Annotated in this window: 20 protein-coding genes and 2 pseudogenes; 17 read left to right on the forward strand and 5 right to left on the reverse strand. The window is 66.7% G+C overall.

All coding sequences use genetic code 11. The annotated features are described in order from the left end of the window. Positions 1–141 precede the first annotated feature (141 nt). The gene (locus ACODTA_RS19470; protein ID WP_489067659.1) at positions 142–1704 is read right to left on the reverse strand and encodes a phytoene desaturase; all 1563 of its coding nucleotides are present in this window, start codon (positions 1702–1704) and stop codon (positions 142–144) included. Continuing rightward, the gene (locus tag ACODTA_RS19475) at positions 1701–2645 is read right to left on the reverse strand and encodes an NAD(P)/FAD-dependent oxidoreductase (RefSeq protein ID WP_489067661.1); all 945 of its coding nucleotides are present in this window, start codon (positions 2643–2645) and stop codon (positions 1701–1703) included. Before ACODTA_RS19475 ends, ACODTA_RS19470 begins: the two co-directional genes overlap by 4 nt. 202 nt (positions 2646–2847) lie before the next feature. Between ACODTA_RS19475 and ACODTA_RS19480 the strand changes: the two genes are divergently transcribed. Both ACODTA_RS19480 and ACODTA_RS19485 read left to right on the forward strand, forming a co-directional pair. After that, positions 2848–3435 (forward strand): PAS domain-containing protein, encoded by a 588-nt coding sequence (locus tag ACODTA_RS19480; protein WP_489067708.1) that lies wholly within the window; start codon positions 2848–2850, stop codon positions 3433–3435. A 215-nt stretch (positions 3436–3650) separates the two neighbouring features. After that, positions 3651–3929: a hypothetical protein gene (locus ACODTA_RS19485; protein ID WP_489067663.1), complete on the forward strand. Its 279-nt coding sequence runs from the start codon at positions 3651–3653 to the stop codon at positions 3927–3929. A gap of 1 nt (position 3930) precedes the next feature. Here ACODTA_RS19485 and ACODTA_RS19490 read toward each other — a convergent pair whose 3' ends face one another. Continuing rightward, the gene (locus ACODTA_RS19490; RefSeq protein WP_489067665.1) at positions 3931–4326 is read right to left on the reverse strand and encodes a PRC-barrel domain-containing protein; all 396 of its coding nucleotides are present in this window, start codon (positions 4324–4326) and stop codon (positions 3931–3933) included. A 616-nt stretch (positions 4327–4942) separates the two neighbouring features. On the opposite strand from ACODTA_RS19490, the gene ACODTA_RS19495 reads away from it, so the two are divergent. From ACODTA_RS19495 to ACODTA_RS19565, 15 genes and pseudogenes are all read left to right on the forward strand, one after another. Next, on the forward strand, positions 4943–5092 hold the full coding sequence (locus tag ACODTA_RS19495) for a hypothetical protein (RefSeq protein ID WP_489067667.1): 150 nt from the start codon (positions 4943–4945) through the stop codon (positions 5090–5092). A gap of 103 nt (positions 5093–5195) precedes the next feature. Continuing rightward, positions 5196–5390, forward strand: a pseudogene (locus ACODTA_RS19500) (IS21 family transposase); the annotation flags it as partial. Positions 5391–5767: 377 nt separating this feature from the next. Continuing rightward, on the forward strand, positions 5768–8764 hold the full coding sequence (locus ACODTA_RS19505; protein WP_489067669.1) for a TonB-dependent receptor plug domain-containing protein: 2997 nt from the start codon (positions 5768–5770) through the stop codon (positions 8762–8764). A gap of 235 nt (positions 8765–8999) precedes the next feature. Next, positions 9000–9965, forward strand: a complete 966-nt coding sequence (locus ACODTA_RS19510; RefSeq protein ID WP_489067671.1) for a MurR/RpiR family transcriptional regulator — start codon at positions 9000–9002, stop codon at positions 9963–9965. After that, positions 9958–11310 (forward strand): aspartate aminotransferase family protein, encoded by a 1353-nt coding sequence (locus tag ACODTA_RS19515; protein ID WP_489067673.1) that lies wholly within the window; start codon positions 9958–9960, stop codon positions 11308–11310. The genes ACODTA_RS19510 and ACODTA_RS19515 overlap by 8 nt, the downstream gene beginning before the upstream one ends. Continuing rightward, positions 11310–12905, forward strand: a complete 1596-nt coding sequence (locus ACODTA_RS19520; protein WP_489067675.1) for an ABC transporter substrate-binding protein — start codon at positions 11310–11312, stop codon at positions 12903–12905. Before ACODTA_RS19515 ends, ACODTA_RS19520 begins: the two co-directional genes overlap by 1 nt. After that, positions 12898–14388 (forward strand): M81 family metallopeptidase, encoded by a 1491-nt coding sequence (locus ACODTA_RS19525; RefSeq protein ID WP_489067677.1) that lies wholly within the window; start codon positions 12898–12900, stop codon positions 14386–14388. The genes ACODTA_RS19520 and ACODTA_RS19525 overlap by 8 nt, the downstream gene beginning before the upstream one ends. Then, positions 14388–15329: an ABC transporter permease gene (locus ACODTA_RS19530; protein ID WP_489067679.1), complete on the forward strand. Its 942-nt coding sequence runs from the start codon at positions 14388–14390 to the stop codon at positions 15327–15329. The genes ACODTA_RS19525 and ACODTA_RS19530 overlap by 1 nt, the downstream gene beginning before the upstream one ends. After that, positions 15326–16168: an ABC transporter permease gene (locus ACODTA_RS19535; protein WP_489067681.1), complete on the forward strand. Its 843-nt coding sequence runs from the start codon at positions 15326–15328 to the stop codon at positions 16166–16168. Before ACODTA_RS19530 ends, ACODTA_RS19535 begins: the two co-directional genes overlap by 4 nt. Then, positions 16168–17115: an ABC transporter ATP-binding protein gene (locus tag ACODTA_RS19540; RefSeq protein ID WP_489067683.1), complete on the forward strand. Its 948-nt coding sequence runs from the start codon at positions 16168–16170 to the stop codon at positions 17113–17115. Before ACODTA_RS19535 ends, ACODTA_RS19540 begins: the two co-directional genes overlap by 1 nt. Then, complete coding sequence (locus ACODTA_RS19545; RefSeq protein ID WP_489067685.1) at positions 17112–18104, forward strand: ABC transporter ATP-binding protein; 993 nt, start codon at positions 17112–17114, stop codon at positions 18102–18104. The genes ACODTA_RS19540 and ACODTA_RS19545 overlap by 4 nt, the downstream gene beginning before the upstream one ends. Then, positions 18104–20152 (forward strand): S9 family peptidase, encoded by a 2049-nt coding sequence (locus ACODTA_RS19550; protein ID WP_489067687.1) that lies wholly within the window; start codon positions 18104–18106, stop codon positions 20150–20152. Before ACODTA_RS19545 ends, ACODTA_RS19550 begins: the two co-directional genes overlap by 1 nt. Then, complete coding sequence (locus ACODTA_RS19555; protein ID WP_489067689.1) at positions 20149–21390, forward strand: dicarboxylate/amino acid:cation symporter; 1242 nt, start codon at positions 20149–20151, stop codon at positions 21388–21390. Before ACODTA_RS19550 ends, ACODTA_RS19555 begins: the two co-directional genes overlap by 4 nt. Next, on the forward strand, positions 21387–22838 hold the full coding sequence (locus ACODTA_RS19560; protein ID WP_489067691.1) for an amidohydrolase: 1452 nt from the start codon (positions 21387–21389) through the stop codon (positions 22836–22838). The genes ACODTA_RS19555 and ACODTA_RS19560 overlap by 4 nt, the downstream gene beginning before the upstream one ends. Positions 22839–22842: 4 nt before the next feature. After that, the gene (locus tag ACODTA_RS19565; protein WP_489067710.1) at positions 22843–23559 is read left to right on the forward strand and encodes a CoA transferase subunit A; all 717 of its coding nucleotides are present in this window, start codon (positions 22843–22845) and stop codon (positions 23557–23559) included. 217 nt (positions 23560–23776) lie between these two features. Here the strand turns inward: ACODTA_RS19565 and ACODTA_RS19570 are convergent. Both ACODTA_RS19570 and ACODTA_RS19575 read right to left on the reverse strand, forming a co-directional pair. Next, positions 23777–24499 (reverse strand): annotated as a pseudogene (locus ACODTA_RS19570) (IS6 family transposase). Between the two features lie 194 nt (positions 24500–24693). Then, the gene (locus ACODTA_RS19575) at positions 24694–24840 is read right to left on the reverse strand and encodes a hypothetical protein (protein ID WP_489067693.1); all 147 of its coding nucleotides are present in this window, start codon (positions 24838–24840) and stop codon (positions 24694–24696) included. Positions 24841–25162: the final 322 nt, after the last annotated feature.

The raw sequence follows: 25162 nt of genomic DNA on the forward strand, positions 1-25162 counted from the left end.
CCGAAGAGCTTGAATAATGGGAGGATTGGGCGTTGCGACATCGCGTCTCGCCGCGCGAAGATGAGAAATCACCGCCCCCCGCCGCGGCCAGACGTAGGTCGCAAGGTGCTGGCCGCCGGCAGAACCGAAATTCGGGTCCGATCAACCGGGCATGGCTTCGTCCGCCTCGTCATCAGGCCCGGAGAATTGTGGGTGGCGCCCGCCTGGGTTGCGGCCAGCTGCGATCCCGACGCCGAAATCCCCAAGAATGAGACGCGCTGTCGCCTTGGCGCTCGCGACGACGCCCGGAATTCCCGCGCCGGGATGCGTGCCTGCTCCGGTGAAATAGAGGTTCGCGATGCGCGCGTCGCGGTTGTGACCGCGAAAATAGGCGCTCTGCAGCAGCGTCGGCGTGAGGCTGAAGGCGCTTCCGAGATGCGCTGCAAGGTCCCGTTCGAAATCGGGCGGCGCATAATGGAACCGCGTGACGATCCGCTCGCCGAGGTCCGGGATCAGGCGCCGCTCGATCTCGGCGATGACGCGCTGTGCCAATTTCGGTCCTTCGACCGCCCAGTCGAGCGGGGCGTGACCGCGATGGGGCACCGGCGCAAGCACATAAAAGCTGCTGTGACCCTCGGGAGCGACGCCCGGGTCACTTGCGCTCGGATGATGGAGATAGAGCGAGAAGTCATCGGCGAGCGTACCATTCCGGTAGATATCGTCGAGAAGGCCGCGATAGCGCGGACCGAACAGGATCATATGATGGGGTATCGCAGGGAAGCTGCCACGGACCCCCAGATGGAGGACAAAGAGGCTCGGCGACCAGCTCTTGCGCGAAAGGCGCTCCGCCTCACGCGCCCCGCGCGGGTGCGCGAGAAGGTCGCGGTAGCTGTGCATAAGATCGGCGTTCGAGGCGACGAGATCGGCGCGCGCGGTGAAGCCGCTCCGCGTCGATACGCCCGTGACGCGGTCGCCTTCGGTTTCGATGCGGGCGACCGGATCGCCGAGCCTCAATGTTCCGCCGAGGCGCGCGAACAGCGCGGCCATGCCGGCAACGAGCCGGTTGGTGCCGCCGCGCGCGTACCAGACGCCGCCATCCTGCTCGAGCTTATGGATGAGCGCATAGATGCTGCTTGTCGCCATCGGGTTGCCGCCGACGAGCAAGGTATGGAAGGATAGCGCCTCGCGCAGCTTCTCGCTGCGCACATAGCCGGAGACGGATTTATAGACCGAGCGCCAGGCACGGTGACGCAGGAGCGCAGGCGCCGCCTTCAGCATCGAGCGAAAGTCGAGAAAGGGCACCGCCCCGAGCTTGACATAGCCTTCCTCGTAAACCGAGGCGGAATAGCCGAGAAAGCGCTCATATCCTGCCACATCGGCGGGATCGAGCGCCGCGATCTGGCGGCGGAGCGACGTCTTGTCATTGCCATAATCGAAGGTCGATCCATCGGGCCAGCTCAGCCGGTAGAAGGGGGAGACCGGAACGAGATCGACATCGCGCTTGAGCCGCTGGCCGCTGAGTTCCCAGAGCTCGGCAAGGCAGGCCGGATCGGTGATCACCGTTGGCCCGGCATCGAAAGTGAAACCGTCCATCTCGAAGACATAGGCGCGGCCACCCGCTCGGTCGCGCGCTTCCACGAGCAGCGTATCGAGGCCCGCCGACTGTAGACGGATGGCGAGGGCGAGGCCGCCGATGCCGGCTCCGACAACGATCGCGCGCGTCATCGCCTTGCCCCTGCCGCGATCGCCGCGCCGAGAACATCGCCCGAGATCCACGCATATTCGGCAAAGCCGTGATAGAGCCAGTCGCCGCATGCGCCGAGACCGATGTCCGGGTTCCAGAGCAGCTTCAGATTCTGCCCGGACGGCTGCGCAAACAGCCAGCGGTGGGCGGAAACATGGCTCGGTGGAGGCAGTTCGCGGCCTGCGGCCTTGCCAAGCTCGGCGAGGAGCGATGGCGCCACGCTTGCGCCATCGGAGGCAAGATGGGCCTGTGACCAGTTCCAGTCGGCCTGTGCCACCCACCGCTCGCCGGGCGCTCGCCCAGGCTTTGCGCTGTCGCGCGCGGCGGCCACGAGGAACCCGGCACCGCGGACAAAATCCGGGAGCTCATCGATGCGCTCCTCGAAAGCGAACATCGCGGTCCAGCAAGGATTATAGCGGATCGACATCGCGGCGCGCGCCATTTCGAAATCATGGAGCGAGAGAAGGGGGGCTGCCTGCTCGGCCGGGATAGCGATCACCGCCGCATCATATTTGCCCAGGTGCTTGGCCTCGCTATGGAGCGTCCAGCCGGTGTGGGTTCGCGTCAGAGCGGTCACCGGTCGCGACAGGCGGACGTCGAGATCTGCTGCTAGGGCCTTCAACGGCGCAGTCATTGTCGGAGTGCCGACCCAGCTGTCCTCCCCTGCAACCGGCCAGCGCGCCGCGAGACCTGCCATTTCCCACGCCGCAACAAGCCTCGTAAAGCCTTCGGAGCGCGCTGTGAAATGCGTGGTGCCATGATCGAATGCGGCGTCGGAGCCGGCAACATGCGCGCGGCGAGTCGCGAGACGGCCCCCGATGCCGCGGGATTTGTCGAAAAGCGTCGTTTCCAAACCTGCGTCGCGCAGCTGCCGCGCGCATGCAAGCCCCGCAATACCTGCTCCAATGATCGCAACCCGCATCAGACCATGGTCTCGCGATCACGCAGGTGGCACGGACAATTTCCGACCTCCTCCCATAACGATGTCAGTGCCGTCGATATGTGAGGCGTCATACGCAATTTTTTCCGGTTCGTCGCAATAGTCATCGACGCAGGCTTGCATGAGCGAGGGGAAGTGTCGCAACATGTCCCTTGGGGCATCCAGGGGCGAGCAGGCCGACAATATGTCATTGACGACAATGATCGCGGCTAGCCCGATTGCCGCGGTGATTAGCGACCCGCGCCAGCCTGATAATCCTATCGTCGAGTGCAATGCTGCGTTCTCGGCGCTAACCGGCTATTCCCCGGAGGAAATCCTTGGACGCAATTGCCGCTTTCTCGCCGGACCGGGCACTGAACCCGAACTGACCGAGACATTGCGGGCCGCCATCCTGGAGCAAAGGCCAGCTCTGGTGGAAATCCGCAACTACCGGAAGGACGGAACACCCTTCCGCAATGCCGTGCTGGTGGCACCCATCTTTGGAACCGGCGGCACTCTTGAATATTTCCTCGGCTCGCAGATTGAGGTCGACGAGGCAGGCGAGGCGGTCGGAGGACGGACCAAGCGCGCGCGCGCCCAGATCGAGGCACTTTCGCCGCGCCAGCGAGAGGTTCTGAAGCTGATGGCAGGCGGACAGCTCAACAAGCAGATCGCTTTCACGCTTTCCCTGTCGGAGAGGACGATCAAGATGCACCGCGCGGCCCTTCTACGCGCGCTTGGCGTCGAGACGACGGCCGATGCGATCCGGCTTGCGGTCGAGGCCGGCTTTTAAGGGGCATGGCCCTGCCGATGTTGTCAGAGCTACGGCGATACATCGCACGTGCGCGAGCTCTTATCCAGATTGAGCCGACATTCCGGCGCAACTCTTTAAATCCTGTGGCTTGGCTGGGCGCCTCATACGAGCACTGGCCACTGCAGTGAACGGCGGCGGACGGGGCCGCGCGGCCTGCCGTTCGATCTGTCAACACGGCGCCGGGTGATCTCTGGATGCAGATCGACTCGGGAAGCGACGCGGCCTTGCAATTGCCGCCCTCGTCCGCAGCCGCCTTCGCCATCGAACCGGGCGTCGAGACGCCGAACGTGACGCTCCTCCAGGGGAAGCGGGACATCGCGATGCCGACAGTCGGGCGTGTACGTGAGATGGTCATCGAAGGGAATATCGGAATGCCGGTGCTTCGAAACTGGGTCATGACCTTCGATATCCAAAGAGAGCGTCTCTGGATCTCGCGTGCCGCGCCGGGAAGCGGTTCGAATCCTGTACCCTAGTTCAACTGACCGGACTGGCAGGTATCCCGCCGAGGGTGAGGTCTTCTTTCGTAACCTCGTAATAGCTGGCGACACGATCAGCATAAGCCTGGTCGAAAATTGGCGGATTGGAGGCCCAACTCGGACCTCCTTCAAGGACGCGCCGATCGATCGTAACGACGTAGGAATCGGACGTCGGCTCAAAGGCGAGCAGCCTGAATGGAAGGGGATAATAGGCTTTCCCCAATCCCAAGAATCCTCCGATTGACAGGACAGCATAGGCAGTATGCCCGCTGTGCTTGTTGATCATATACGCGTGGACCGTGCCCAGCTTGTCGCCATCGCGCGTCTTCACCGCCATCGAGTCAGCCTTGTTCGACTGGATGAGCAATTGGGTCGGGATTTCCGGCTCGGTCATCGGGGCTCCTCAGGATTTGTTTCAGAACTGGTGAGCGGCGTGCGAGTTCCGGGCGAGCCTGGGCGGCTTCGCCTGCTGCCGGTTTGGCGTAGATTGAAAAGGGTGATTCCACCTATCGAAGGTGCACAATGTAAAGAAGGACGTTCAGCCGCGAGTTCATGTTTAAGGCAGTGAGGATGGTCCGTGAACGACGGGTGAGGATCGCTCATGCCAGAACAGGGGATGCGATCCACCATCAGGCGCTGCCGGGATGACTGTTCCTTCACGCTAAGTTCGTCCCGCGCCCCGTCCATTATCAGTGCAGTGGGCGGGGAACGGCAGAGGCGGCGGAGCAATGAGCAATCGAACGGTGATGATGCCCTGTTCGCTGGCGACGCGGCGAGAACCTGTCCAAAAATGGTTAGAGGGCAATCAGCCTTATGATATTGGGCCTGATCGCGCTATGACGTCGAAACTCTCGAGGGCCCACCTTCCGCCGGGCTGTCACCCAGCCAATCGTCAACGGCGTTTTGGTCATTTGCTGAACTACCATCAACGCAGGGCAGGTTTGAGAAAACCGGTTCATTACGCGTCGCAACCGATGGCAACCAAAATGCAATGAAACGATTGGGAGGCAATGGCACTTTATTATCTTCGTACGACGAGCAATGCCGGAGGTCCCGACGGCGACCCTTTCGAGCTCGAAAGTACTGAGGATGCGCGGCGGCAGGCAGTCCTGTTTACCAGCGAGATGCTGAGAGAGCGCCCGGACGCGATCCGGGTGTGAATCGGCGTGGAATATTGACCCCTGTGGGGGCTGGTCGGCGTGCAATTTGACCCCCTGATCGGAAGCGGTTCAGCGTCCTCGCTTTGGCGGGGGCGATCGGGAGATGCTGGTCGTGGAAACGGTGGCGCGGATCCGGCGCGAGTTTTTCGTCAAGGGCAAGTCGATCAAGGAGATCGTGCGGGACCTCGGCGTGTCGCGGAACACGGTGCGCAAGGTGGTGCGGTCGGGCGAAGCGGCGTTCTCATACGAGCGAAGTGTTCAGCCGCTGCCGAAGCTCGGGCCGTGGGCGACCGAGCTCCGCCTCCCGCCCAGGCTGGCATCTAAGGCACGCATCAACTAACTATGCAACCGGACCAGTCATCGCGGGCAGTCCAGTCTTCCAAATTCCTGAGTGAGAGCGAACGGACCAGCTTTGTGGACCGCGCGTCGACTCTGCAATGGCGACAGGTCAATCGCGTGCAGCGAACAGGCCATAAAAACATATGTTGCATCGAATCATCTAGTATGCAACAAATGTTGTATCCGGTCGGGAGGAGGGGCGAACCCTCCCATGGGCCGGTGAGGAGGAGCACCGGGTAGTGCCGTGGCGGAGCGCGTCGTGCGCCGCTGCCGGCGATCCCGCCCGCACCCTGACCGAAAAATCTTGGCGGCCGCTTGGACCGGGGGAGTCTCGTGATGAAATCGTTCGATCGTTCACGCATGGTGATCAAATCGCTGCTGATCGGCAGCACGATGCTGGCAATGCCCGTCCTGGCGCAGACAGTGCCGCAGGAAGCGGCCGAGCCGGCCGACGACGGTGCGATCGTGGTCACCGGATCGCGCATCTCGCGCGCCGACCTGGAGACCTCCAGCCCGGTCAACGTGATCAGCGCAAAGGAGATCGCGCTGCGCCAGCCCAACTCCACCGAGGAACTGATCCGCGATCTGCCCGCAGTGCGGCCCTCGCTTGGTTCGGGCGTCAACAATGGCGGCAACGGATCGGCGACGGTCGATCTGCGCGGCCTGGGCGACAACCGTACGCTCGTCATTCTCGATGGCCGCCGCCTTACGCCCTTCGGCCTGGACGGGGTCGTCAACCTGAACGTGGTTCCGGTCGGCCTGGTCGAGCGGGTCGACGTCGTCACTGGCGGCGCATCGTCCGTCTATGGCGCGGATGCGGTCGCGGGCGTCGTGAACTTCATCACCAGGCGAAATTTCTCGGGATTCAGCCTGACCTCCAACTATCGCATCTCCGAACGCGGCGATGCGATGCGGACGCGCACCGACCTGCTGATGGGCGCCAATCTGGACGAGAATCGCGGCAATGTCGTGCTCGGCCTGTCCTACGCCAAGCGCGACGCGCTCGATTCCATCGACCGCGATTTCTCGCATTTCCCGATCAGCTCGGTGAATGGCCTGCCCAGCAACTCCACGCTGACCGTGCCCGCCATCTTCCAGTCGCCGCTGGCCAGCGCGGTCGCGCCCAACGGTCTGCCCAATACCGGACTGGGCGCGGTGATCGATCCCAGGACGGGCTTCTTCCGCGCCGCGACGCAGGAGGATGCGGCGACGACCAATGTCGGCAGCTATCTGCAGACGCCGCTGGAAAGCGTCAGCGCCTATGCCGCAGCGCGCTACGAAGTGAGCGACGGGATCGAGGTCTATGCGACCGGCATGTTCTCGCGCAACAAGACGCGGCTGTCGCTGAACTCGACGGGCACGTTCAGCACCGCCTACTCGCTGCCACTCAACAATCCCTATCTGCCCGCCGGCGCGCGGGCGCAGCTCTGCGCCGCCAACAATATCGCGCCCGCCGCCTGCGACGCGGCGGCGGCGGTGATCGGCGGGGTCGGCACGCCGGGCTATCGCGCGGTCACCGTCATCCCGTCGCGGCGCTTCAGCGAATATGGCGCGCGCTTCAACATCAACGAATCGACGATGTTCCAGGTGCAGGCTGGCGCGCGCGGCAACATCACCGACACGATCAAGTTCGATCTGTCGGGTCAATATGGCGAGACCAGCCAGAACCAGCTTCGCAAGAACTGGGGATCGGCAAGCCGCGTCACCCAGGCGATCCTGGCCTATCGCGACGCTGCCGGAAATCCGGTGTGCCAGAACACCACGAACAATTGCGTGCCGATCAACCTGTTCGGCCCGCTCGGCTCGATCACGCCGCAGATGCTGGAATTCGTCGCGCTCGACTCGCAGGTCCGCCGGCTCGTGAAGCTCGGCGTGGTGACGGGATCGATCTCCGGCGACCTGTTCGGGCTGACCAGCCCGCTGGCGAGCAACGCGATCGCATTCGCCATCGGCGCCGAATATCGCGACATCTCCGCTCGGGCGAACCCCGATGCGTCCGCGCAGATCCAGGGCGAGGTGCTGGGGTCGGGCGCGCGCACGCCGCCTGATCGGGGCGGCTACACGGTGAAGGAGGTCTTCGGCGAGCTGATCGTGCCGTTGATCGAAGACGGTTTCGTCAAGTCCGCGACGATCGAGGCGGGCATACGTCACTCGGATTATTCGACGACGGGTGCCAGCACGACCTGGAAGGCGGGCGGCGCGCTCGAGCCGATCGACGGCATCAAGGTCCGCGCCATGTACCAGGTCGCGGTCCGTTCGCCCAACATCCAGGAACTCTATCAGTCGCCGGTCCGCGCGCTCGGCAACCTCACCGTCGATCCCTGCGCCGGCGCCACGCCCAGCGCCCCCCAGGTCCTCTGCCTCGCGACAGGCGCGCCGACCGGCGTGTATGGCGGGATCAGCCAGCCGGCATCGGGGCAGATCAACATCAGCACCCAGGGCAATCCCAATCTCGACGTGGAGCGCGCCAAGACCTGGACGGTCGGCGCGGTGCTGACGCCGAGCTTCCTGCCCGGCTTCTCCGCCACGATCGACTGGTTCAAGATCCGGATCAGCGACCTGATCGCGGCGCCGACGCAGAGCGACATCCTGAACGGTTGCTATTCGGTCTCGCTCAATCCCGGCCAGGCCCCCAATGCCTTTTGCGCGCTGATCCAGCGCAACCCGGTGACCGGCACGCTCAACACCACCGGCACCGATGCCGGCGGCGTGCTGCTGTCGAGCTCGAACCTGGGCCGGCTGGGGACGGGGGGCGTCGACTGGTCGGCGCAATACCGGTTCGACCTGGCGAAGATACTGGGCGGCGACCCGGGCAATTTCACCCTAGGGATGAGCGGCACCTGGCTCGACTATTTCTGGACCCAGTCGACGCCGAACACGATCACGCGCGAATGTTCGGGCGCTTATTCGACGGGCTGCACCAATGCCCGCCCGAAATGGAAATGGAATGTACGCGGCACGTACGAGACCGGCCCGTTCGAGGCGTCGCTGCTCTGGACGCATCTGAGCGCCGTCAATTTCGAGCCGATCGGCCCGGCCGCCGGCACCGTTCCGCTGACCACGCCGCAGTCGGGCAGTTCGGCGAGCGCGTATAACAGCGTGCTTCCCGCCTTCCGCCGGATAGCGGCCTATGACTATTTCAGCCTCGCGCTGAACTTCGACGTGTCGGAGAATTTCGGCCTCAACCTGCTGGTCGAGAATCTGCTCGACAAGCAGCCGCCGCTGGTCGGTTCGGGCGTCGCGGGCACCGCGTTCAACAATGCCAACACCATGCCGACCACCTATGATCCGATCGGTCGGTCCTACACGATCAGCGCGCGCCTGAAATTCTGACGCGCACGTCGCGGGCGGGTTTCGCGTCCGCCCCATCTTCTTTCCGCGGTCGCGCCCTTCCGCGCGGCTGCGGGAGATTTGCCGATCCATGGCGGAGTGATAGTACATATGTTGCGCCAACCAGATCGATGTGCAGCGCGTGTTGCATCGGCCGGGCCCCTGATCGCGAAGGTGTCGGCGGTCGCGACGGTCGATATCGGCTGGGGCGTCGGTGCAATGTCCAGGCGCGACGATCGTGCCTGATCTGGGGGACTATCCGAATGGCTGGCCGCAATCCTATGACGACGGCGACGCGCCCGGCGCGGCATCGCCGCTGCCCGCATCGGCAGACGCCATGAACCAGGACATCGTCAGCCGGCTGCACGAGGCCGCAGTGCAATTGCCGCCCAAGCTGGCTGCCGCGGCGCGCTATGTGGCGGATCATCCCTTCGACGCAGCGAGCATGCCGATGCGCGCTCTGGCGCGGCAGACTGGGGAGCAGCCGACCACCTTCACCCGGCTGGCGCGCTCGCTCGGCTTTCCGGGTTGGGATGCGTTGCGTGCCGAACTGATCGACGAGGCGCGCGGCGACCTGGAAGCGGCGCGCGAAGCGCCCTATTCGTCACGGCCGCTGCTGCCTTCTGGAGAGGGGACGCTGTCGGGCCGGATGATCTCGACCGACATCCACAATCTCGCCGAGCTCGATGCCCGGACGCTCGATGCGGGCGCCGCAGTGATCGAACAGGCGGCGCGCGTCTTCGTGTCCGGATACCGATCCTGCTACGCGCCGGCGGTCCATTTCCATTATCTCTACCGGCTGTTCCGCAACGAGGTGTCGATCATCGGATCGGCGGGCGGCATGCTCGATCTGGAACTGGGCGGGTTGCAAAAGGGCGACGTGGTCGTCCTGTTCGGCTTCGCGCCCTATTCGCGCGACGGTTTCCTGACGGCGCAGGCGACGAAGGCGGCGGGTGCGTCGCTGGTCGCGGTGGTCGATCGCGCGGATTCGCCGCTGGCGCGTGACGCGGACGTGACGTTGCTCTTCAACGCGGATTCGCCGGGCTATTTCCCGTCGCTGTCCGCCTGTACGGCGCTGATCCAGGCGCTGGCCGCCACGCTCTACATGCGCTCGGGCACCCACGGCCGCGACCGGCTGCGCGCCACCGAAGCGCGCATCGCCGCGCACACCGCCTATCTCGATCCGGAATTGCCCAGTGACTAGCCATATCCTTCATCGCCGGCTTGCCGGCCCGCCGATCGCGCGCGCGGTCTCGTCGAACGGGATGATCATCGTCGACGAAGCCGGCCGTCAGGTCATCGACGGCTCGGGCGGCGCGGCGGTATCGTGCCTCGGCCACGGCCATCCGCGCGTGGTAGAGGCGATCTGCGTCCAGGCCGGCACGCTCGCCTATGCGCATAGCGGCTTCTTCAGCTCCGAACCCGCCGAGGCGCTGGCCGACCTGCTTGTCGGCCATGCGCCGGGCGGGCTGGCTTCGGCCTGTTTCGTCGCCGGCGGATCGGAGGCGATGGAGACCGCGCTGAAGTTGATCCGCCAATATTTCCTGGAGATCGGCCAGCCAGATCGCACGCATTTCATCGCGCGGCGGCAAAGCTATCACGGCAACAGCTTCGGCGCGCTGGCGCTGTCGGGCAATCTTGCGCGGCGCATTCCCTATGAACCGCTGCTGCCCGCCGGATTCTCGCACGTCTCGCCCGCCGACGGGGTGCATGGGCGGCTGGCCGGCGAGGACGACATGGCGATGGTCGCGCGCCTCGCCGCGGAGCTCGATGCCGAGTTCGAGCGGGTCGGCCCCGGCCGAATCGCCGCCTTCTGCGCGGAGACGATGGTCGGCGCCACCGCCGGGGCATTGCCGGCGCCGGCCGGCTATTTCGCGGCGATGCGTGCGGTGTGCGATCGTCACGGCGCGTTGCTGCTGCTCGACGAGGTGATGTGCGGGATGGGGCGCACCGGCACCACCCATGCATGGGAGCAGGAAGCCGTCACGCCTGACGTGCAGATCGTCGCGAAGGGGCTGGCGGGCGGATATCAACCGATCGGCGCGGTGCTGGCGAGCGCGCCGATCACCCGCGCCCTGACCGACGGATCGGGCATGCTGAAGCACGGCTTCACCTATATGGCGCACCCGATCGCCTGCGCCGCCGCGCTGGCTGTCCAGCGCGTCATCGCGGAGGATCGCCTGCTCGACAATGTGGCGGCGATGGGGGGACTGCTCGCGGACGGGCTGCGCGATCGGTTCTCGCGTCATGCCCATGTCCACGACATTCGCGGTCGTGGCCTGTTGATGGCGGTCGAGCTGTCCGCCGATGGCGTCGGCGGTTCGCCCTTCGCGCCCGAGGCACGCGTGGCGGACCGGGTCAAGGCGGCGGCGCTCGAGATCGGCCTGGCCTGCTATCCCGGATCGGGCACCATCGACGGCGTTCATGGCGACCACATCCTGCTCGCGCCGCCCTATATCGCCACGCCCACCGACATCGCTGCGATCGTCGACCGGCTCGGCGACGCCGTGGACACGGTGTGCCGCGACATGGCGCGCATGCCGGCCTGATGCTGACGCGGCGAGGCGCGATCGGCGGGGGCGCCGCCATATTGGGCGGCATGGTCCTGCCGTCCTGCGCGCCCGCGCTCGACCGGCGGGTGATGCGCTTCGTGCCCCAGGCCGACCTCGCCTCGCTCGACCCGATCTGGACGACGTCCGGCGTCACCCGCGCACATGGTTTCCTGGTCTATGACACGCTGTTCGGGCTGGGGGCCGATTTCCGGCCGCGCCCGCAGATGGCGGAGGGCATCGAACAGGGCGCCGACGGCCGCAGTTGGACCGTGCGGTTGCGGCCCGGCCTGCGCTTCCATGACGGCGAGGCGGTGCGCGCGCGAGATTGCGTAGCGAGCCTGGAGCGCTGGAGCCACCGCGACGCGATGGGCCAGGCATTGTTCGCCGCCGCCGACGAGGTCTCCGCGGCCGACGATCGCACCATCCTGTTCCGGCTGCGAGAACCCTTTCCGTTGCTGCCCGATGCGCTCGGCAAGATCGGCGTGAACACGCCCTTCATCATGGCGGAGCGCCATGCCCGCACCAGCCCCTTCGTCCAGGTCTCCGAAATGGTGGGAAGCGGACCCTATCGCTTCCTGTCCGACGAACGCGTCGTCGGCGCACGCACCGCCTATGCTCGCTTCGAGGGCTATGTGCCGCGTGCCGACGGCAGGGCCGAATGGACCGCCGGGCCCAAGCACGCGAAGTTCGAGCGGGTGGAATGGACGGTGATCCCCGATCCCGCCACGGCATCGATCGCGCTGCGCAACCGAGAGGTCGACTGGCTGGAGACGCCGTCGATCGACCTGTTGCCGCTGATTGGGAGCGATCCCGACCTTGCCCTGCCCGAGATCGACCCGACCGGCGCGGTTGCGGTGATGCGGCCCAATCACCTCTGGCCGCCCTTCGACAATGTCGCGATCCGGCGCGCGGTGCTGCGCGTCGTCCGGCAGGAACCCTTCCTGGCCGCGGCGGGCTTCGCGCCGGAGGCTCGGCGATCGGGCGTGGGGGTCTTCCCGCCCGGCACGCCGCTGGCGACCAATGCCGGGCTGGAGATCTGGGACGGGCCACCTGATTACGAGCGCGCTCGCGCCGAGATCCACGCCGCGGGATATCGCGGAGAACCGGTGCTCGTCATGGGCACGACCGATCCGCCGATCCTGCGCGCGCTTGCCGAGGTCGGTGCGGATCTGCTGCGGCGCTGCGGCTTCACCATCGACTATCAGGTGATGGACTGGAACGCGGTGATCCAGCGCCGCGCGCGCCGCGCGAGGCCCTCGGAGGGGGGCTGGAACGTCTTCTTCACGTATTGGACGGGGCTCGATCTGCTCAATCCCGCCGGCCACATGTCGCTGCGCGGCAATGGCGAAAAGGCATGGTTCGGCTGGCCCACCGCGCCGAGGCTGGAGGTATTGCGCGATGCCTGGATGCGCGAAGGCGATCCGGAGACGCAGCGGCTGATCGCCGAACACATCCAGCTCCAGGTGCTGGAGGACGTTCCCTATATCCCGCTCGGCCAGTTCCATATGCCGACCGCGTGCCGGCGCTCGCTGACCGGCATGCTCCATGGCCTGCCCCTGTTCTGGAACGTGGAGAATGCCGGCCATGCCTAGGCTTGCGATCGCCATGTTCATGCATGAGGGGAACAGCTTCTCTCCCCTGATCACCGGACTCGACCAGTTTCGGGCGGCGGCCTGGGCAAAGGGCGCCGAGGCGGCGGGCGCATGGCGCGGCACGCCCAGCGAGATCGGCGGCGCGATCGATTTCCTCGATGCGCGGCCCGGCTGGGATGCATGTTATCTGCGGCTTGCACATGCCACGCCCGCGGGGCCGATCGCGGCGGAATTGTTCGATGCGACCTGCCACGAGATCGTCGCGGGGCTGGCGGGGCAGGGCTTCGACGCGGTCTATCTGGCGCTCCATGGCGCGATGATGGTCGATGGGCGCGACCTTGCGGACCTGTCGCTGATCGAGCGCGTGCGCGCCGCGATCGGACCGGATGCACTGCTCGGCGTCTCGTTTGACCTCCACGCCAACCTGCACCCGGCGACCGTCGACCATGTCGATTTCGCCAGCGGCTATCGCACGCACCCGCATGTCGACCAGCGGGAGACCGCGCTGCGCGTGCTGACCATGCTCGAACGCACGCTTGCCGGAGAGGTCCGGCCGGTCGGCCATATCGCCAAGGCGGACACGATCCTGCCATCGATCAACATGCGCACCGATACCGGCCCGATGGCCGAGCTGGAGGCGCAGGCCGTGGCGATGACGCATGGCGCGATCCTCGACGCGGTGCCGTTCGGCGGCTTTTCCTATGCCGACACCGTCGCTGCGGGCGCCGCCGCCATGGTCTTCGCCGATAGCGACCGCGATCTTGCCCGGCGCGGCGCGGAGGCGCTGCGCGACGCGATCGAGGCGCGCCGCGACGCATTCTTCCAGTCGCTGCCCGACGCGGACGCGGCCGTCGCCGATGCGCTTGCTGCGATCGGTGCGGGGCAGGGGCCGGTGGCGCTGGTCGACGCCGCAGACAATCCGTTGTCGGGAGGTATTCTCGACACGCCGGGGCTGCTCGACGCCCTCATGCGCGCCAATCCTTCGGTATCCAGCCTGATGCTGCTGTTCTGCGATCCGGACATGGTGGATCGCGCCGAGGCGGCGGGCGTCGGAGGCGAAGTGAGCGGGGCGATCGGCGGCCGGTTGAGCCCGCGCTACGGCGCACCTTTGCCGATTCGGGCGACCGTCGCTGCGCTCGCCCCGGGAAGGTTCGCGGCGCGTCCGCCGCTGCTGTGCGGACCCTGGATGGATTTCGGGCGACTCGCGTTGCTGGAGGTCGCTGGCACTGCGATCCGCCTGGTGGTGTCGAGCGTTTCGGCATCGCCGCACGATCCCGGCCTGCCCGAGGCCCTGGGCATCGATACGGCCGGGATCGACCTGTTCTGCGTCAAGGCGAAAAACCATTTCCGCGCCGCTTATGAGGGGCGGTTCGGAACGATCATCGCCTGCGATGCGCCGGGGCCGGCGGCGCTCGACATTGCGGGATTCGCCTTTGTCCGGGCGCCCCGGCATCTCCACCCCCTTACCGGGCGGACCGGCTGATGCTCGGCTATGCAGCGCGCCGCGTGGCGGCGTCGATCCCGGTCGCCTTCTTCGTGGCGCTTCTCGTCTTCCTGCTGCTCTATCTTGCGCCGGGTGACCCCGCCGCGCTGATCGCGGGCGACGCGGCATCGCCCGAGGATGTCGAGAAGCTGCGCGTGCTGCTGGGCCTCGACCGGCCCTTCGTCACGCGCTTCCTCGAATGGCTGTTCCAGATCGCGCGGGGCGATCTCGGCAATTCGGTGTTCACCGGCATCCCGGTCACCACGCTGATCGGCCAGCGCGTCCTGCCCACCTTCAGCCTGATGCTGGTGGCGATGCTGACCGCCGCATCGGTCGGGATACCGTTGGGGACGCTGGCGGCACATCGGCCGGGCGGGGCGGCGGATCGGGTTGTGATGGTCGGCGGCGTCCTGGGCTTTTCGCTGCCGGTCTTCGTGGTCGGCTATCTCCTGTCCTATGTCTTCGCGTTCCGGCTGGGCTGGTTCGCGGTGCAGGGATTCGTCTCGCCCTTCGACAGCGTTCCCGGCTTCCTGCGCACCGTGCTGCTGCCCGCCGCATCGCTCTCGGGCGCCTATGCCGCGCTGATCGCGCGCATCACCCGCGCGACCATGCTCGACATATTGGCGCAGGATCATGTCCGCACCGCGCGCGCCAAGGGATTGGGGGAGGCGCGGGTCGTCATCGTCCACGGCCTGAGCAACGCGGCCGCGCCGATCGCGACGGTCATGGGCATGGGCATCGCCGTTCTGCTGGGCGGCGCGGTGGTGACCGAAACGGTGTTCAGCGTCCCCGGCCTGGGACGGCTGACCGTCGATGCCGTGCTGCGGCGTGACTATCCCGTGATCCAGGGTGTGACTTTGCTCTTCGCCTTCGTCTTCGTCGCGGTCAATCTGGGCGTCGACCTGCTCTGCGCGGCGATCGACCCGCGGGTGCGTCAATGATCGCCGCGACGATGGGGGCCGCCCGGCCGCGCCGCGTCACGCAGCTGGGTATGGGAATTGCGATCCTGGCGCTGGTCGTGCTGATCGCGGTCGCGGCGCCGTTGCTGGCCGGCGGGCGCGATCCATCGATGATCCTTCCGCACGAACGCGCGCTGGCGCCCAGCCTGTCCTATCCCTTCGGCACCGACCTGCTCGGACGCGACCTGCTGGCGCGCACGATCTACGGCACCCGCGTCTCGTTGATCGTCGGGCTCGGCGTGGCGCTCGCCGCGACTATAGCGGGGACGGGGATCGGCATGGTCGCCGGCTATGTGCGCGTGCTCGACGGCGTGCTGATGCGCCTGATCGACGGGCTGATGGCGATCCCGCCGGTGCTGCTGGCGGTCGCGCTTATGGCGGTGATCCGCGGATCGCTGTCCAACGTGATCGTCGCCATCGCCCTGGCCGAACTGCCGCGCGTCGCGCGGCTGGCGCGCGCCAGCGTCCAGTCGGTGCGCGGCCGGCTGTTCGTCCAGGCGGCCATCGCCAGTGGTGCGCGCACGCCCGCGATCCTGATCCGGCACATCCTGCCCAACATCGCGGCTGCCATGGCCGTGCAGGCGACCTTCATCGGCGCTTCGGCGATCCTGCTCGAAGCGGTCCTGTCCTTCATCGGCGCGGGCATCCCGCCAACTACGCCGAGCTGGGGCAACATCATGGCGGAGGGGCGGAGCCTGTGGCAGGTGAAGCCGCACATCCTGGTCTTCCCCGCCATCCTGCTGTCGATGACCGTGCTGGGGGTCAATCTGGTCGGCGACGGTCTGCGCGACCGTTTCGATCCGCGCGGGCGGGCGGGCTGATGGCGCTGCTGGACATATCCGGGTTGCGTGTCGAATTCCCGTCGCCGCACGGGCCGCTCGCCGCCGTCGACGGCCTCGACCTGACCGTGGCGGCCGGCGAGACGCTTGCGTTGGTCGGCGAGTCGGGCAGCGGCAAGTCGGTCGCGTCGATGGCGGTGCTCGGCCTGTTGCCGCCCGGCGCGCGCGTGACCGGGCGGGCGGCGTTCGACGGCACCGATCTGCTCGCCTTGTCTCCGCGCGAATTGCGGCGCCGGCGGGGCAGCGGGATCGCCATCGTCTTTCAGGAGCCGATGACCAGCCTCAATCCGGTGCTGACGATCGGCCGCCAGGTGATCGAGGCATTGCCGGCAGGTGAACGCCGAACCCGGGCGGCGGCGCGCGCGCGGGCGGCGGACCTGCTCGCTTCGGTCGGGATCACCGCGCCCGAACGGCGCCTGGACGAATATCAGCACCAGCTTTCCGGCGGAATGCGCCAGCGCGTCATGATCGCGATCGCGCTGGCAGGGCGGCCCAGCCTGATCATCGCGGACGAGCCAACGACCGCGCTCGACGTGACGGTGCAGGCGCAGATCGTCGAACTGCTGCGCGCCCTGCAGGACCGCACCGGCACGGCCATAATGCTGATCAGCCACGATCTCGCGCTCGTCCGGCAGATGGCGGGCCGGGTGGCGGTGATGTATGCCGGCCGCAAGGTCGAGGAAGCGCCCGTCGGGCAACTCTTCGCACGGCCACGCCATCCCTATTCGGCGGGGCTGATCGCGGCGATCCCGCGGCTCGGGGGAGGGCGGGGTGCGCGGCTGGCGGAGATACCGGGTACCGCTCCGTCCCTGGCCGAGCGCGCCCCCGGCTGCGCTTTTGCGCCGCGTTGCCCGCATGCCGTCGATATCTGCGCGAGCCCGCCGCCGGCCGGCGACGTGGCCTGCCATCTCCACCCGGTGCCGGCATGACCGCGCTGCTCGATGTCGTCGACCTGCGGAAGCGCTACCGCCTGCGCGGCGGACGCGATCTCCAGGCGTTGGCGGGCATCTCCTTCACGATCGCGCCGGGGGAGGTGCTGGCGCTGGTCGGCGAATCCGGCTGTGGCAAATCGACGATCGGGCGCTGCCTGTTGCGACTGGAGGACAGTGACGGCGGCGAGATCCGCTTCGACGGCGCGCGTATAGACGATCTGCGCCCGCACGCCTTTCGCCCGCTCCGCCGCCGGATCCAGATGGTCTTCCAGGATCCCTATGGCAGCCTCGACCCGCGTATGTCGGTCGCCGAGATCCTGGCCGAGCCGCTCGTGAGCCTGGGGCTGTTCCGCGACCGGCGGTCGGCGATGCCGCGCGTCGTCGAACTGCTCGACATGGTCGCCATGCCGCGCGGCGCGGCGGACAGGAGGCCGCACGAATTCTCGGGCGGGCAGCGGCAGCGCATCGGCATCGCGCGCGCTCTGGCGGTGCGTCCGGACCTGATCGTCTGCGACGAGGCGGTTTCCGCGCTCGACGTCTCGGTGAAGGCGCAGATCATCAACCTGCTCGCCGATCTCAGGGCGGAGCTCGGTCTGGCCATGCTGTTCATCAGTCACGATCTCGCGATCGTCGAACGGATCGCGGACCGGGTGGCGGTGATGTATCTCGGCCGCATCGTCGAGCTGGGTGCCGCCGCCGAGGTGCTGGCCATGCCGCGCCATCCCTATGCGCGCGGCCTGCTCGCTGCGGCGCCGCGGATCGATGGCGCGATCGAGACAGGGGCGCTGTTGTCCGGCGAGCCGCCAGATCCGGCCCGTCCGCCCAGCGGCTGTTGTTTCCGGACGCGCTGTCCGATCGCTGCGCCACGCTGCGCGGACGAGGAACCGGTGATGCGGACCGACCAGAATGGCCGCGGCGTCGCCTGTCATTTTCACGAGCAGCCGGGTGCGCCGCGCCCGGCTGCAGTTCCAGCGGGGGCCTGTTGATGCTAATCTGCCATCGGAAGATCCTGATCCTCTTCGCCGCGTTCGCGATATCCGCCCCGGCCACCGCGCAGGACGCCGAGCCCGGGTCGAAGGGCATGAGCGCAAGGCTGCTCGCCACGATGGACCGGCTGACCGATGCGGCGGTTTCGCCCGACGGTCACTGGATCGCCTATACGGTGCGCACGGTCTCGCCCGATCTCGCCAGGATCTCCGCGCACGTGATGCTCGCCGACCAGGATCGGCCCGGCGCGCCGCACGCCGTGCTCTCCGGCGCGCCGGCCAGGCAGGACATGCCGACCTGGTCGGCCGATGGCCGCACCCTCTATTTCCGCGGACCGGACCACGCGGGTGTCGCGCAGATCTGGCGCATCGGCGTCGACGGCAAACCGGCGGTCCAGCTGACACGCGCGCCGATCGATGTCGGCGCATTCCAGGTGACGCCGGACGGCCGTTTCGTCGTCGCCTCGTTCCGCGTCTATCCGGATTGCCCGACGCTGGAATGCACGGTGGCGCGTGCGGCGAAGCCCAATGTCGGCACGCTCTACACCAAGCTCAACGTCCGCTTCTACGACAGCTATGGCGACGGCCGGTACAATGCGCTGTTCAGGCTGGTGCTCGATGGTTCGCAGCCGCCCATGCCGCTGATGCCGGGGTTCGAAAGTGACGTGCCGACCCGCCCCTCGGGCAGCGCGACCAGCTTCGCCATCTCGCCCGATGGAGGAACGCTGTTCTTCTCCGCGCGGCCGTCGGGCGTGTCTGCCAATCTCAGCACGATCCATCGACTGTTCCAGGTCTCGCTGGCCGCGCCGTCGACCCCGCGCGAGATCGGGCCGGACCAGCCCGGATCGCATCTCAATCCGATCATTTCACCCGACGGCAAGCTGCTCGCCTATATGGACAAGGCCAGCGTGGGATCGGACGGCGACCGCGCGATCGTCCGCGTACGCGATCTCGCGACCGGCGCGGTGCGTGCGCTCGGCGTATCGCTCGATCGCTGGCCGAACGAGATACTCTGGTCTGCCGATGGCAAAACCGTGCTGGCGCACAGCGACGATGACGGGCGCGAACGGCTCCACGCCTATCGGCTGTCGGGCGCGGTCGACCGGTTGCCGGTCGACGGCGTTTCCGCCATCGCCGTCTCCAGCCGCGGCCTGGTCCTCACGCGCAGCAGCTTTTCCCGGCCGCAACAGCTTTTCACCGCCACGGCCGAGGGCCGCTCGCTGCGGCAGGTGACCGATGTCGGCGCGGCGCAGCTCGCGGGCGTCGCGATGGCGCCGACGCGCTCGCTGATATTCAGGGGATGGAATGACGAGCCCGTCCAGGCCTTCGTCACCGAACCGCTCGATCGTGTGCCGGGGCGCCGCTATCCGGTGATCTTCGTTATCCATGGCGGCCCGCACGGCGTCTATCAGGACGAATGGAGCTATGGCCGCAACCCCCAGCTCTGGGCGGCGCGCGGCTATGCGACGGTCATGGTCAATTTCCATGGATCGACCGGCTTCGGCCAGGATTTCGCGTATGCCGTGATCGGCCATCGCGGCGATCGCGTGCTCGAGGATCTGCAAAAGGGCTGGGCCGCCGTCCTCGCCGAATATCCCTTTATCGACGGGATGCGCGGCTGCGCGATGGGCAGCTCGTTCGGCGCCTATATGGTCCACTGGATTGCGGGCGTGTGGAACGATCCGTGGCGCTGCCTGATCTCGCATGCCGGCAATTTCGATTCGCGCGCCTATGGCATCGACCTGCAATGGCACAACGACCGCCAGAATGGCGGTGCGCCGTGGGAGGTGCCGGACGCGGTCGAGGCGTTCAATCCGGTTCGCTTCGCCGCCCAGTGGAAGAAGCCGATCCTGATCACCCATGGTGGTCGCGACTTCCGCGTTCCCTTCGATCAGGGGCTTTCCGCCTTCACGCTGGCGCAGCGGCGCGGCATCCCCAGCGAACTTCTCTACTTCCCGAACGAAAACCATATCATCAGCAGCCCCGCCGCAACGATCCGCTGGTACGATGTGGTCGACGACTGGCTCGATCGCTGGACCGCGCCATGAGCGGCGCGTTGCGCGGCTGGTTCGCGATCCCCTTGTGGAAGCGCATCCTCGGCGCGCTGGTCGCGGGCGTCGTGCTCGGGCTCGCCATCGGCGAGCATGCGTCGTCGATCGCCTGGATCGGCCAGCTCTGGATCCGGTTCATCCGGATGATGGTGCTGCCGCTGGTGCTGGTCATGATTGTCGGCGGGGTCGCGGCGCTTGGCGATCCGGCACGGCTGGGCCGGCTGGGGGTACGCACGATCGCGCTGCTCGTCGCGATCACGACGTTCGCCATCTGTATCGGCCTGGTGCTCGGCGTCGCGCTGCAGCCCGGGCTCGGCATGGCGGTGACGGTGGCGCCGGAGGCGGCGGGCGCCGCGCCGCGCACGATCGGCGAGCAGATGATGGCGATCGTGCCGGTCAACCCGTTCCAGGCGCTCGCCGCGGGCGATACGCTGTCGGTGATCGTGTTCGCGCTGGCGATGGGCAGCGGCGTGCTGCTGACCGGAGAGGCGGCGCGCCCGATCGTCGCGCTGGCCGATGCGGCCGGGCAGGCGATCCTGCGCGTCGTGAACCTGTTCATGGAAGCCGCGCCGCTGGGCGTGCTCGCGCTGGTCGCCAGCGCCATCGGCAATCACGGGCTTGCGGTGTTCACCCATCTGACGCTGCTCGCCATCGGGCTGGTCGCGGGCGTGCTGTTCCAGATGCTGCTCGTCCAGGGCGCGCTCGTCCGGCTGGCCGGCGGCATGCCGCTCGGCCGCTATTTTCGAGCGATCGTCGAGGCGATTCTGGTCGCGTTCTCCACCACGTCGAGCGCGGCGACATTGCCCGTCGCGCTGCGCGTCGCGCGCGAGCGGCTGGGCCTGTCCGCACCGGTCGCCAACGCGGTGATCCCGCTCGGATCGAGCATCGCGCGCGACGGCACGGGCGTCTATGTGGGATTGCTCTGCGCGTTTTCCGCGCAGGTGTTCGGCGTGGAGCTGGGCGCCGCCGACTATCTGGTGCTGGTGCTCGGATCGGTGCTGCTTTCGCTCGGTGCGGCGGGCGTGCCGTCCGCATCGCTGTTCATGCTGTCGGGCGTGCTTTCGCTGATCGGCATCGGCGAGGTCCAGACCGCGGCGATCGTCGCATTCATCCTGCCCTTCGACCGGCTGTTCGACATGATCCGCACCGTTCCCAACGTCACCGCCAACCTGGCCGTCGCGACCGCCGTGTCGCGCGGCGAGGTCAAGACCCCCGCTCAGGAGACTTCACGATGAAAGCCGGACTGTTCACGTCCATTCCCACGGGACTTCTACTCGCCGCGACCGCCGCACAGGCGCAGCCCGCCGACCATGCCGAGCTGCTGGGCGCGGTCGATGCGCGCGCGCCGCAGATCGCGAAGGTCTCGCGCGCGATCTGGGACTATGCGGAACAGGGCTATCAGGAGACGCGGAGTTCGGCGCTGCTCCAGCAGGAACTGCGCAAGGCGGGCTTCACCATCCAGGCTGGCGTCGCCGGCATGCCGACCGCTTTCGTCGCCAGCTATCGCAGCGGCAGCGGGCCGGTGATCGGCATCCTGGCCGAGTTCGACGCGCTGCCCGGCCTTGCCCAGGCCGCCACGCCCGAACGCAGCCCGATCGCGGGCAAGGCGGCCGGCCATGGTTGCGGGCACAATCTATTCGGCGCCGCCTCCGCCGGTGCCGCGATGGTGATCAAGTCGTGGATGGAGGCAAACCGTGTCCAGGGCGAGATCCGCCTCTACGGCACGCCGGCCGAGGAAGGCGGCGGCGCCAAGGTCTATATGGCGAAGGCGGGGCTGTTCGACGGCGTCGATGCGGTGCTGCACTGGCATGCCGCCGATGCCAACAGCGCCGCGCAGGATCTGGCGATGGCGAACATCAGCGGCAAGTTCCGCTTCCACGGCGTTTCCGCCCATGCCGCGAGCAATCCGCATTTCGGCCGGTCGGCCCTCGACGGGATCGAGGTGATGGACGTGGCCGTCAACGCGATGCGCGAACATGTGCCGGAGACGGTTCGCATCCACAACACCATCACGTCGGGGGGCAGCGCGCCCAATGTCGTGCCGGACTTCGCCGAAACCTATTATTATGTGCGCGACTGGGATCCCGCCATCGTCCGCCAGGTACTCGCGCGCGTCCAGAAGGCCGCCGAAGGGGCCGCGATGGCCACCGAGACGCGGGTCGAGTTCGAACTGGTCAACGGGGTCTACGGCCTGTTGCCCAACGATACGCTGGGCAGGCTGATGGACGCCAATCTGCGCGAGGCCGGGCCGCCGCGCTGGGACGCGGCCGACCGCGCCTTTGCCGAGAAGCTGAGCGCGCAACTCCCCAAGCCGCGGCCGGTGGAAGAGGGGCAGGGGTTCCGGCCCTATTCGACCGGCGAACGCGGCGCCGGATCGACCGATGTCGGCGATGTGAGCTGGGTAGTGCCGACCGTCGGGCTGCGCGTCGCGACCTATCCGGCGGGCACGCCCGCGCATAGCTGGCAGGCGGTCGCCTCGGCCGGATCCCCCTTTGGCGAGAAGGGCGCGGTGGTCGCCGCCAAGACGCTGGCGCTGACCGCGTCGGACCTGTTCCGCCGGCCCGAGCTGCTGAAGCAAGCGCGCGTCGAGTTCGATCGCCGGCGCGGCGCGGGCTTTACCTATCAGTCGCTTGCCGGGGACCGTGCCCCGCCGCTCGACTATCGGCGTAAGCCGGGGGAATAAGAATATGACGAAGAAGATCTGTCCGTCCGCTGCGGCGGCGCTCGACGGGCTGTTGTTCGATGGCATGACGATCATGGCGGGCGGGTTCGGCCTGGTCGGCAATCCTGAAAAACTGATCCACGCGATACGCGATCATGGCGTGAGGGATCTCACCGTGGTCTCCAACAATTGCGGGGCCGAGGGGTTCGGCTTGTGGACGCTGCTCGCCAACGGGCAGATCCGCAAGATGATCAGTTCCTATGTCGGCGAGAACAAGTTGTTCGAGAAGCTCTATCTGGATGGCAAGCTCGAACTCGAACTGAATCCGCAAGGGACGCTCGCCGAACGGATCCGCGCGGGCGGTGCGGGCATCCCGGCTTTCTTCACAGCGACCGGCGTTGGCACAGTCGTTGCGGAGGGCAAGCCAGTCTCTACCTTCGACGGGCGAGATTATGTCATGGAGCGATGGTTGCGAGCCGATCTCGCGATCGTGCGCGCATGGAAGGGAGATGCGGCGGGGAATCTGGTGTTCCGCAAGACCGCTCGCAACTTCAACCCGGTGATGGCAACGGCTGCCGAAGCGACCGTGGTCGAGGTTGAGGACCTGGTTCCCACAGGTGCCCTCGACCCGGACCAGATCCACACCCCCGGAATCTATGTGGATCGCCTGTTCCAGGGAACCGATTATGAGCGGCGCATCGAAAAACGCACTGTGCGTGAGCCGCAGCCCGGGAATTTTTGATCAACTGGTCTTCGCCTGTTGTCGAAGCGATGCGGCAATGATTTTCTGGGTCGGTTGGCGTGTTCGATGCCCAAGACGCAAATCCGGCCCATGCTTTCTTCGGTCGACTTTCGCTTTGGCTAGGCCGACAGGTCCGGTGTCAATGAAGTCAAGGGTGGTGTCAGTCCTGTGGAAACCGCTCTCCACTGGGTAGTTTGCGGTCTTTGAAGCTGGCGGCTTAGCTCGCAAGGATTTGCCACTCAGCCAAGGCGGCTGAGCGGCGCTCTTTGTACGTTTGCCGATCGACGAGATGACGCTCCAGGTTGAAATGATTATGGACGTTGGCGTGGGCCGAGGCGAATTTCTGTAGCGATTTCATCCTTCGGAATCTCAGCATGGTTCTCTCGCGTCTGCGGAGAGGTAAAGGGCTGTTTTCAAACCGATTGTTGGCGTGCCGGCCAATCACCTGCTTTTCGCGATTGCCAAGCTCGTCCATGGCCGCACCATATGATCGCAGGCCATCTGTGGTAATCGTCGCGGGTGATCCGTGAGGCTTCAGTGCCCTTTTCATGAAGGCGAGTGCAGCAGCTTTGTCTCGGGCTTTCGAGACATAGCTTTCCAGGATTTCACCCTCGTGATCGACGGCCCGCCAAAGATACATCATCTCGCCGTCGATCTTGATGTACATCTCGTCGAGATGCCAACGCCAGTGGCGGAAACCGCGCATCCGGCTCACGCGTTACCGGCGAATGTCGCTGGCAAACATCGGGCCGAACCTGTTCCACCAGAAGCGAACCGTCTCGTGGCATATGTCGATGCCGTGCTCGAAAAGGAGGTCCTCGACGTTCCGCAGCGACAGTGGGAAGCGCACATACATGAGCACAACCAGACGGATTACTTCGGGCGATGAATAGAAACCGCGAAAAGGGCTGGGCGGTTTCGCCCGGCATTTGCGTGCCATTTCGCCTGGCTAGCAGCCGCTAACCCTCAGGGCCACGCAGACCTGACAGAACCCGCGCGGATTCGCCGGGCAGGACGGCTTCGAGCGCCGCATCGGTCGGTGCGGCCTGTGGCGCGGAAAAGAAGGTCATCCGGCGCGGCGGAGATCCGGCGATATCGACTGATGGACCCCACCCTCGACTCGAAATGCGGCGTTCAACCGGTTGCTTTGGCGGCCTGCCGCTCATAGGCGTCGGCCAGCTTGTGATAAAATGTCGAGGCGGTGCTGTCCGCTAGCGCTCGTGCTCGTGCGCGCTCTTCAGCGGCACGGCGCCTGAAATAGGATCGGTCGAGGGTGTTCATCGTCGGCCTCCTCAATGTCATGCTTGTCCATGTTGGCTTCGTTTCGGAGGCGAGTCGAGTCTGTCGCGTTCGGAGATCCCCTTACCCATCGGACCGGATGACCGGTATGATGCCGGGCCGCGCAAGGGCGCGGCAGGCGGAGCGCGGGATGTTGGGCGCGCACTGGCGGCATGGCCGCCAGAGGTCGCGCGTCATTCGGTGTCCGCGCTTGCGCACTCGGCTTTCGCCCGGGCGTCGCGGCGGCGGCTGGCCCCCAGGCCCGGGAGCACGCCGCCTCGCCGGGGCTTCGCCAAGGGCGCGGTTGTTCGTCGCGGGGGCCGGG

It is taken from the genome of Sphingomonas sp. FG14 (assembly GCF_057809675.1).

Bases quoted from the DNA above. Each gene is read 5' to 3' on its own strand.
- ACODTA_RS19470 (WP_489067659.1), bottom strand. From the start codon at position 1,704: ATGACGCGCGCGATCGTTGTCGGAGCCGGCATCGGCGGCCTCGCCCTC.
- ACODTA_RS19475 (WP_489067661.1), bottom strand. From the start codon at position 2,645: ATGCGGGTTGCGATCATTGGAGCAGGTATTGCGGGGCTTGCATGCGCG.
- ACODTA_RS19480 (WP_489067708.1), top strand. From the start codon at position 2,848: ATGTCATTGACGACAATGATCGCGGCTAGCCCGATTGCCGCGGTGATT.
- ACODTA_RS19485 (WP_489067663.1), top strand. From the start codon at position 3,651: ATGCAGATCGACTCGGGAAGCGACGCGGCCTTGCAATTGCCGCCCTCG.
- ACODTA_RS19490 (WP_489067665.1), bottom strand. From the start codon at position 4,326: ATGACCGAGCCGGAAATCCCGACCCAATTGCTCATCCAGTCGAACAAG.
- ACODTA_RS19495 (WP_489067667.1), top strand. From the start codon at position 4,943: ATGGCACTTTATTATCTTCGTACGACGAGCAATGCCGGAGGTCCCGAC.
- ACODTA_RS19505 (WP_489067669.1), top strand. From the start codon at position 5,768: ATGAAATCGTTCGATCGTTCACGCATGGTGATCAAATCGCTGCTGATC.
- ACODTA_RS19520 (WP_489067675.1), top strand. From the start codon at position 11,310: ATGCTGACGCGGCGAGGCGCGATCGGCGGGGGCGCCGCCATATTGGGC.
- ACODTA_RS19525 (WP_489067677.1), top strand. From the start codon at position 12,898: ATGCCTAGGCTTGCGATCGCCATGTTCATGCATGAGGGGAACAGCTTC.
- ACODTA_RS19530 (WP_489067679.1), top strand. From the start codon at position 14,388: ATGCTCGGCTATGCAGCGCGCCGCGTGGCGGCGTCGATCCCGGTCGCC.
- ACODTA_RS19535 (WP_489067681.1), top strand. From the start codon at position 15,326: ATGATCGCCGCGACGATGGGGGCCGCCCGGCCGCGCCGCGTCACGCAG.
- ACODTA_RS19540 (WP_489067683.1), top strand. From the start codon at position 16,168: ATGGCGCTGCTGGACATATCCGGGTTGCGTGTCGAATTCCCGTCGCCG.
- ACODTA_RS19545 (WP_489067685.1), top strand. From the start codon at position 17,112: ATGACCGCGCTGCTCGATGTCGTCGACCTGCGGAAGCGCTACCGCCTG.
- ACODTA_RS19550 (WP_489067687.1), top strand. From the start codon at position 18,104: ATGCTAATCTGCCATCGGAAGATCCTGATCCTCTTCGCCGCGTTCGCG.
- ACODTA_RS19555 (WP_489067689.1), top strand. From the start codon at position 20,149: ATGAGCGGCGCGTTGCGCGGCTGGTTCGCGATCCCCTTGTGGAAGCGC.
- ACODTA_RS19560 (WP_489067691.1), top strand. From the start codon at position 21,387: ATGAAAGCCGGACTGTTCACGTCCATTCCCACGGGACTTCTACTCGCC.
- ACODTA_RS19565 (WP_489067710.1), top strand. From the start codon at position 22,843: ATGACGAAGAAGATCTGTCCGTCCGCTGCGGCGGCGCTCGACGGGCTG.
- ACODTA_RS19575 (WP_489067693.1), bottom strand. From the start codon at position 24,840: ATGAACACCCTCGACCGATCCTATTTCAGGCGCCGTGCCGCTGAAGAG.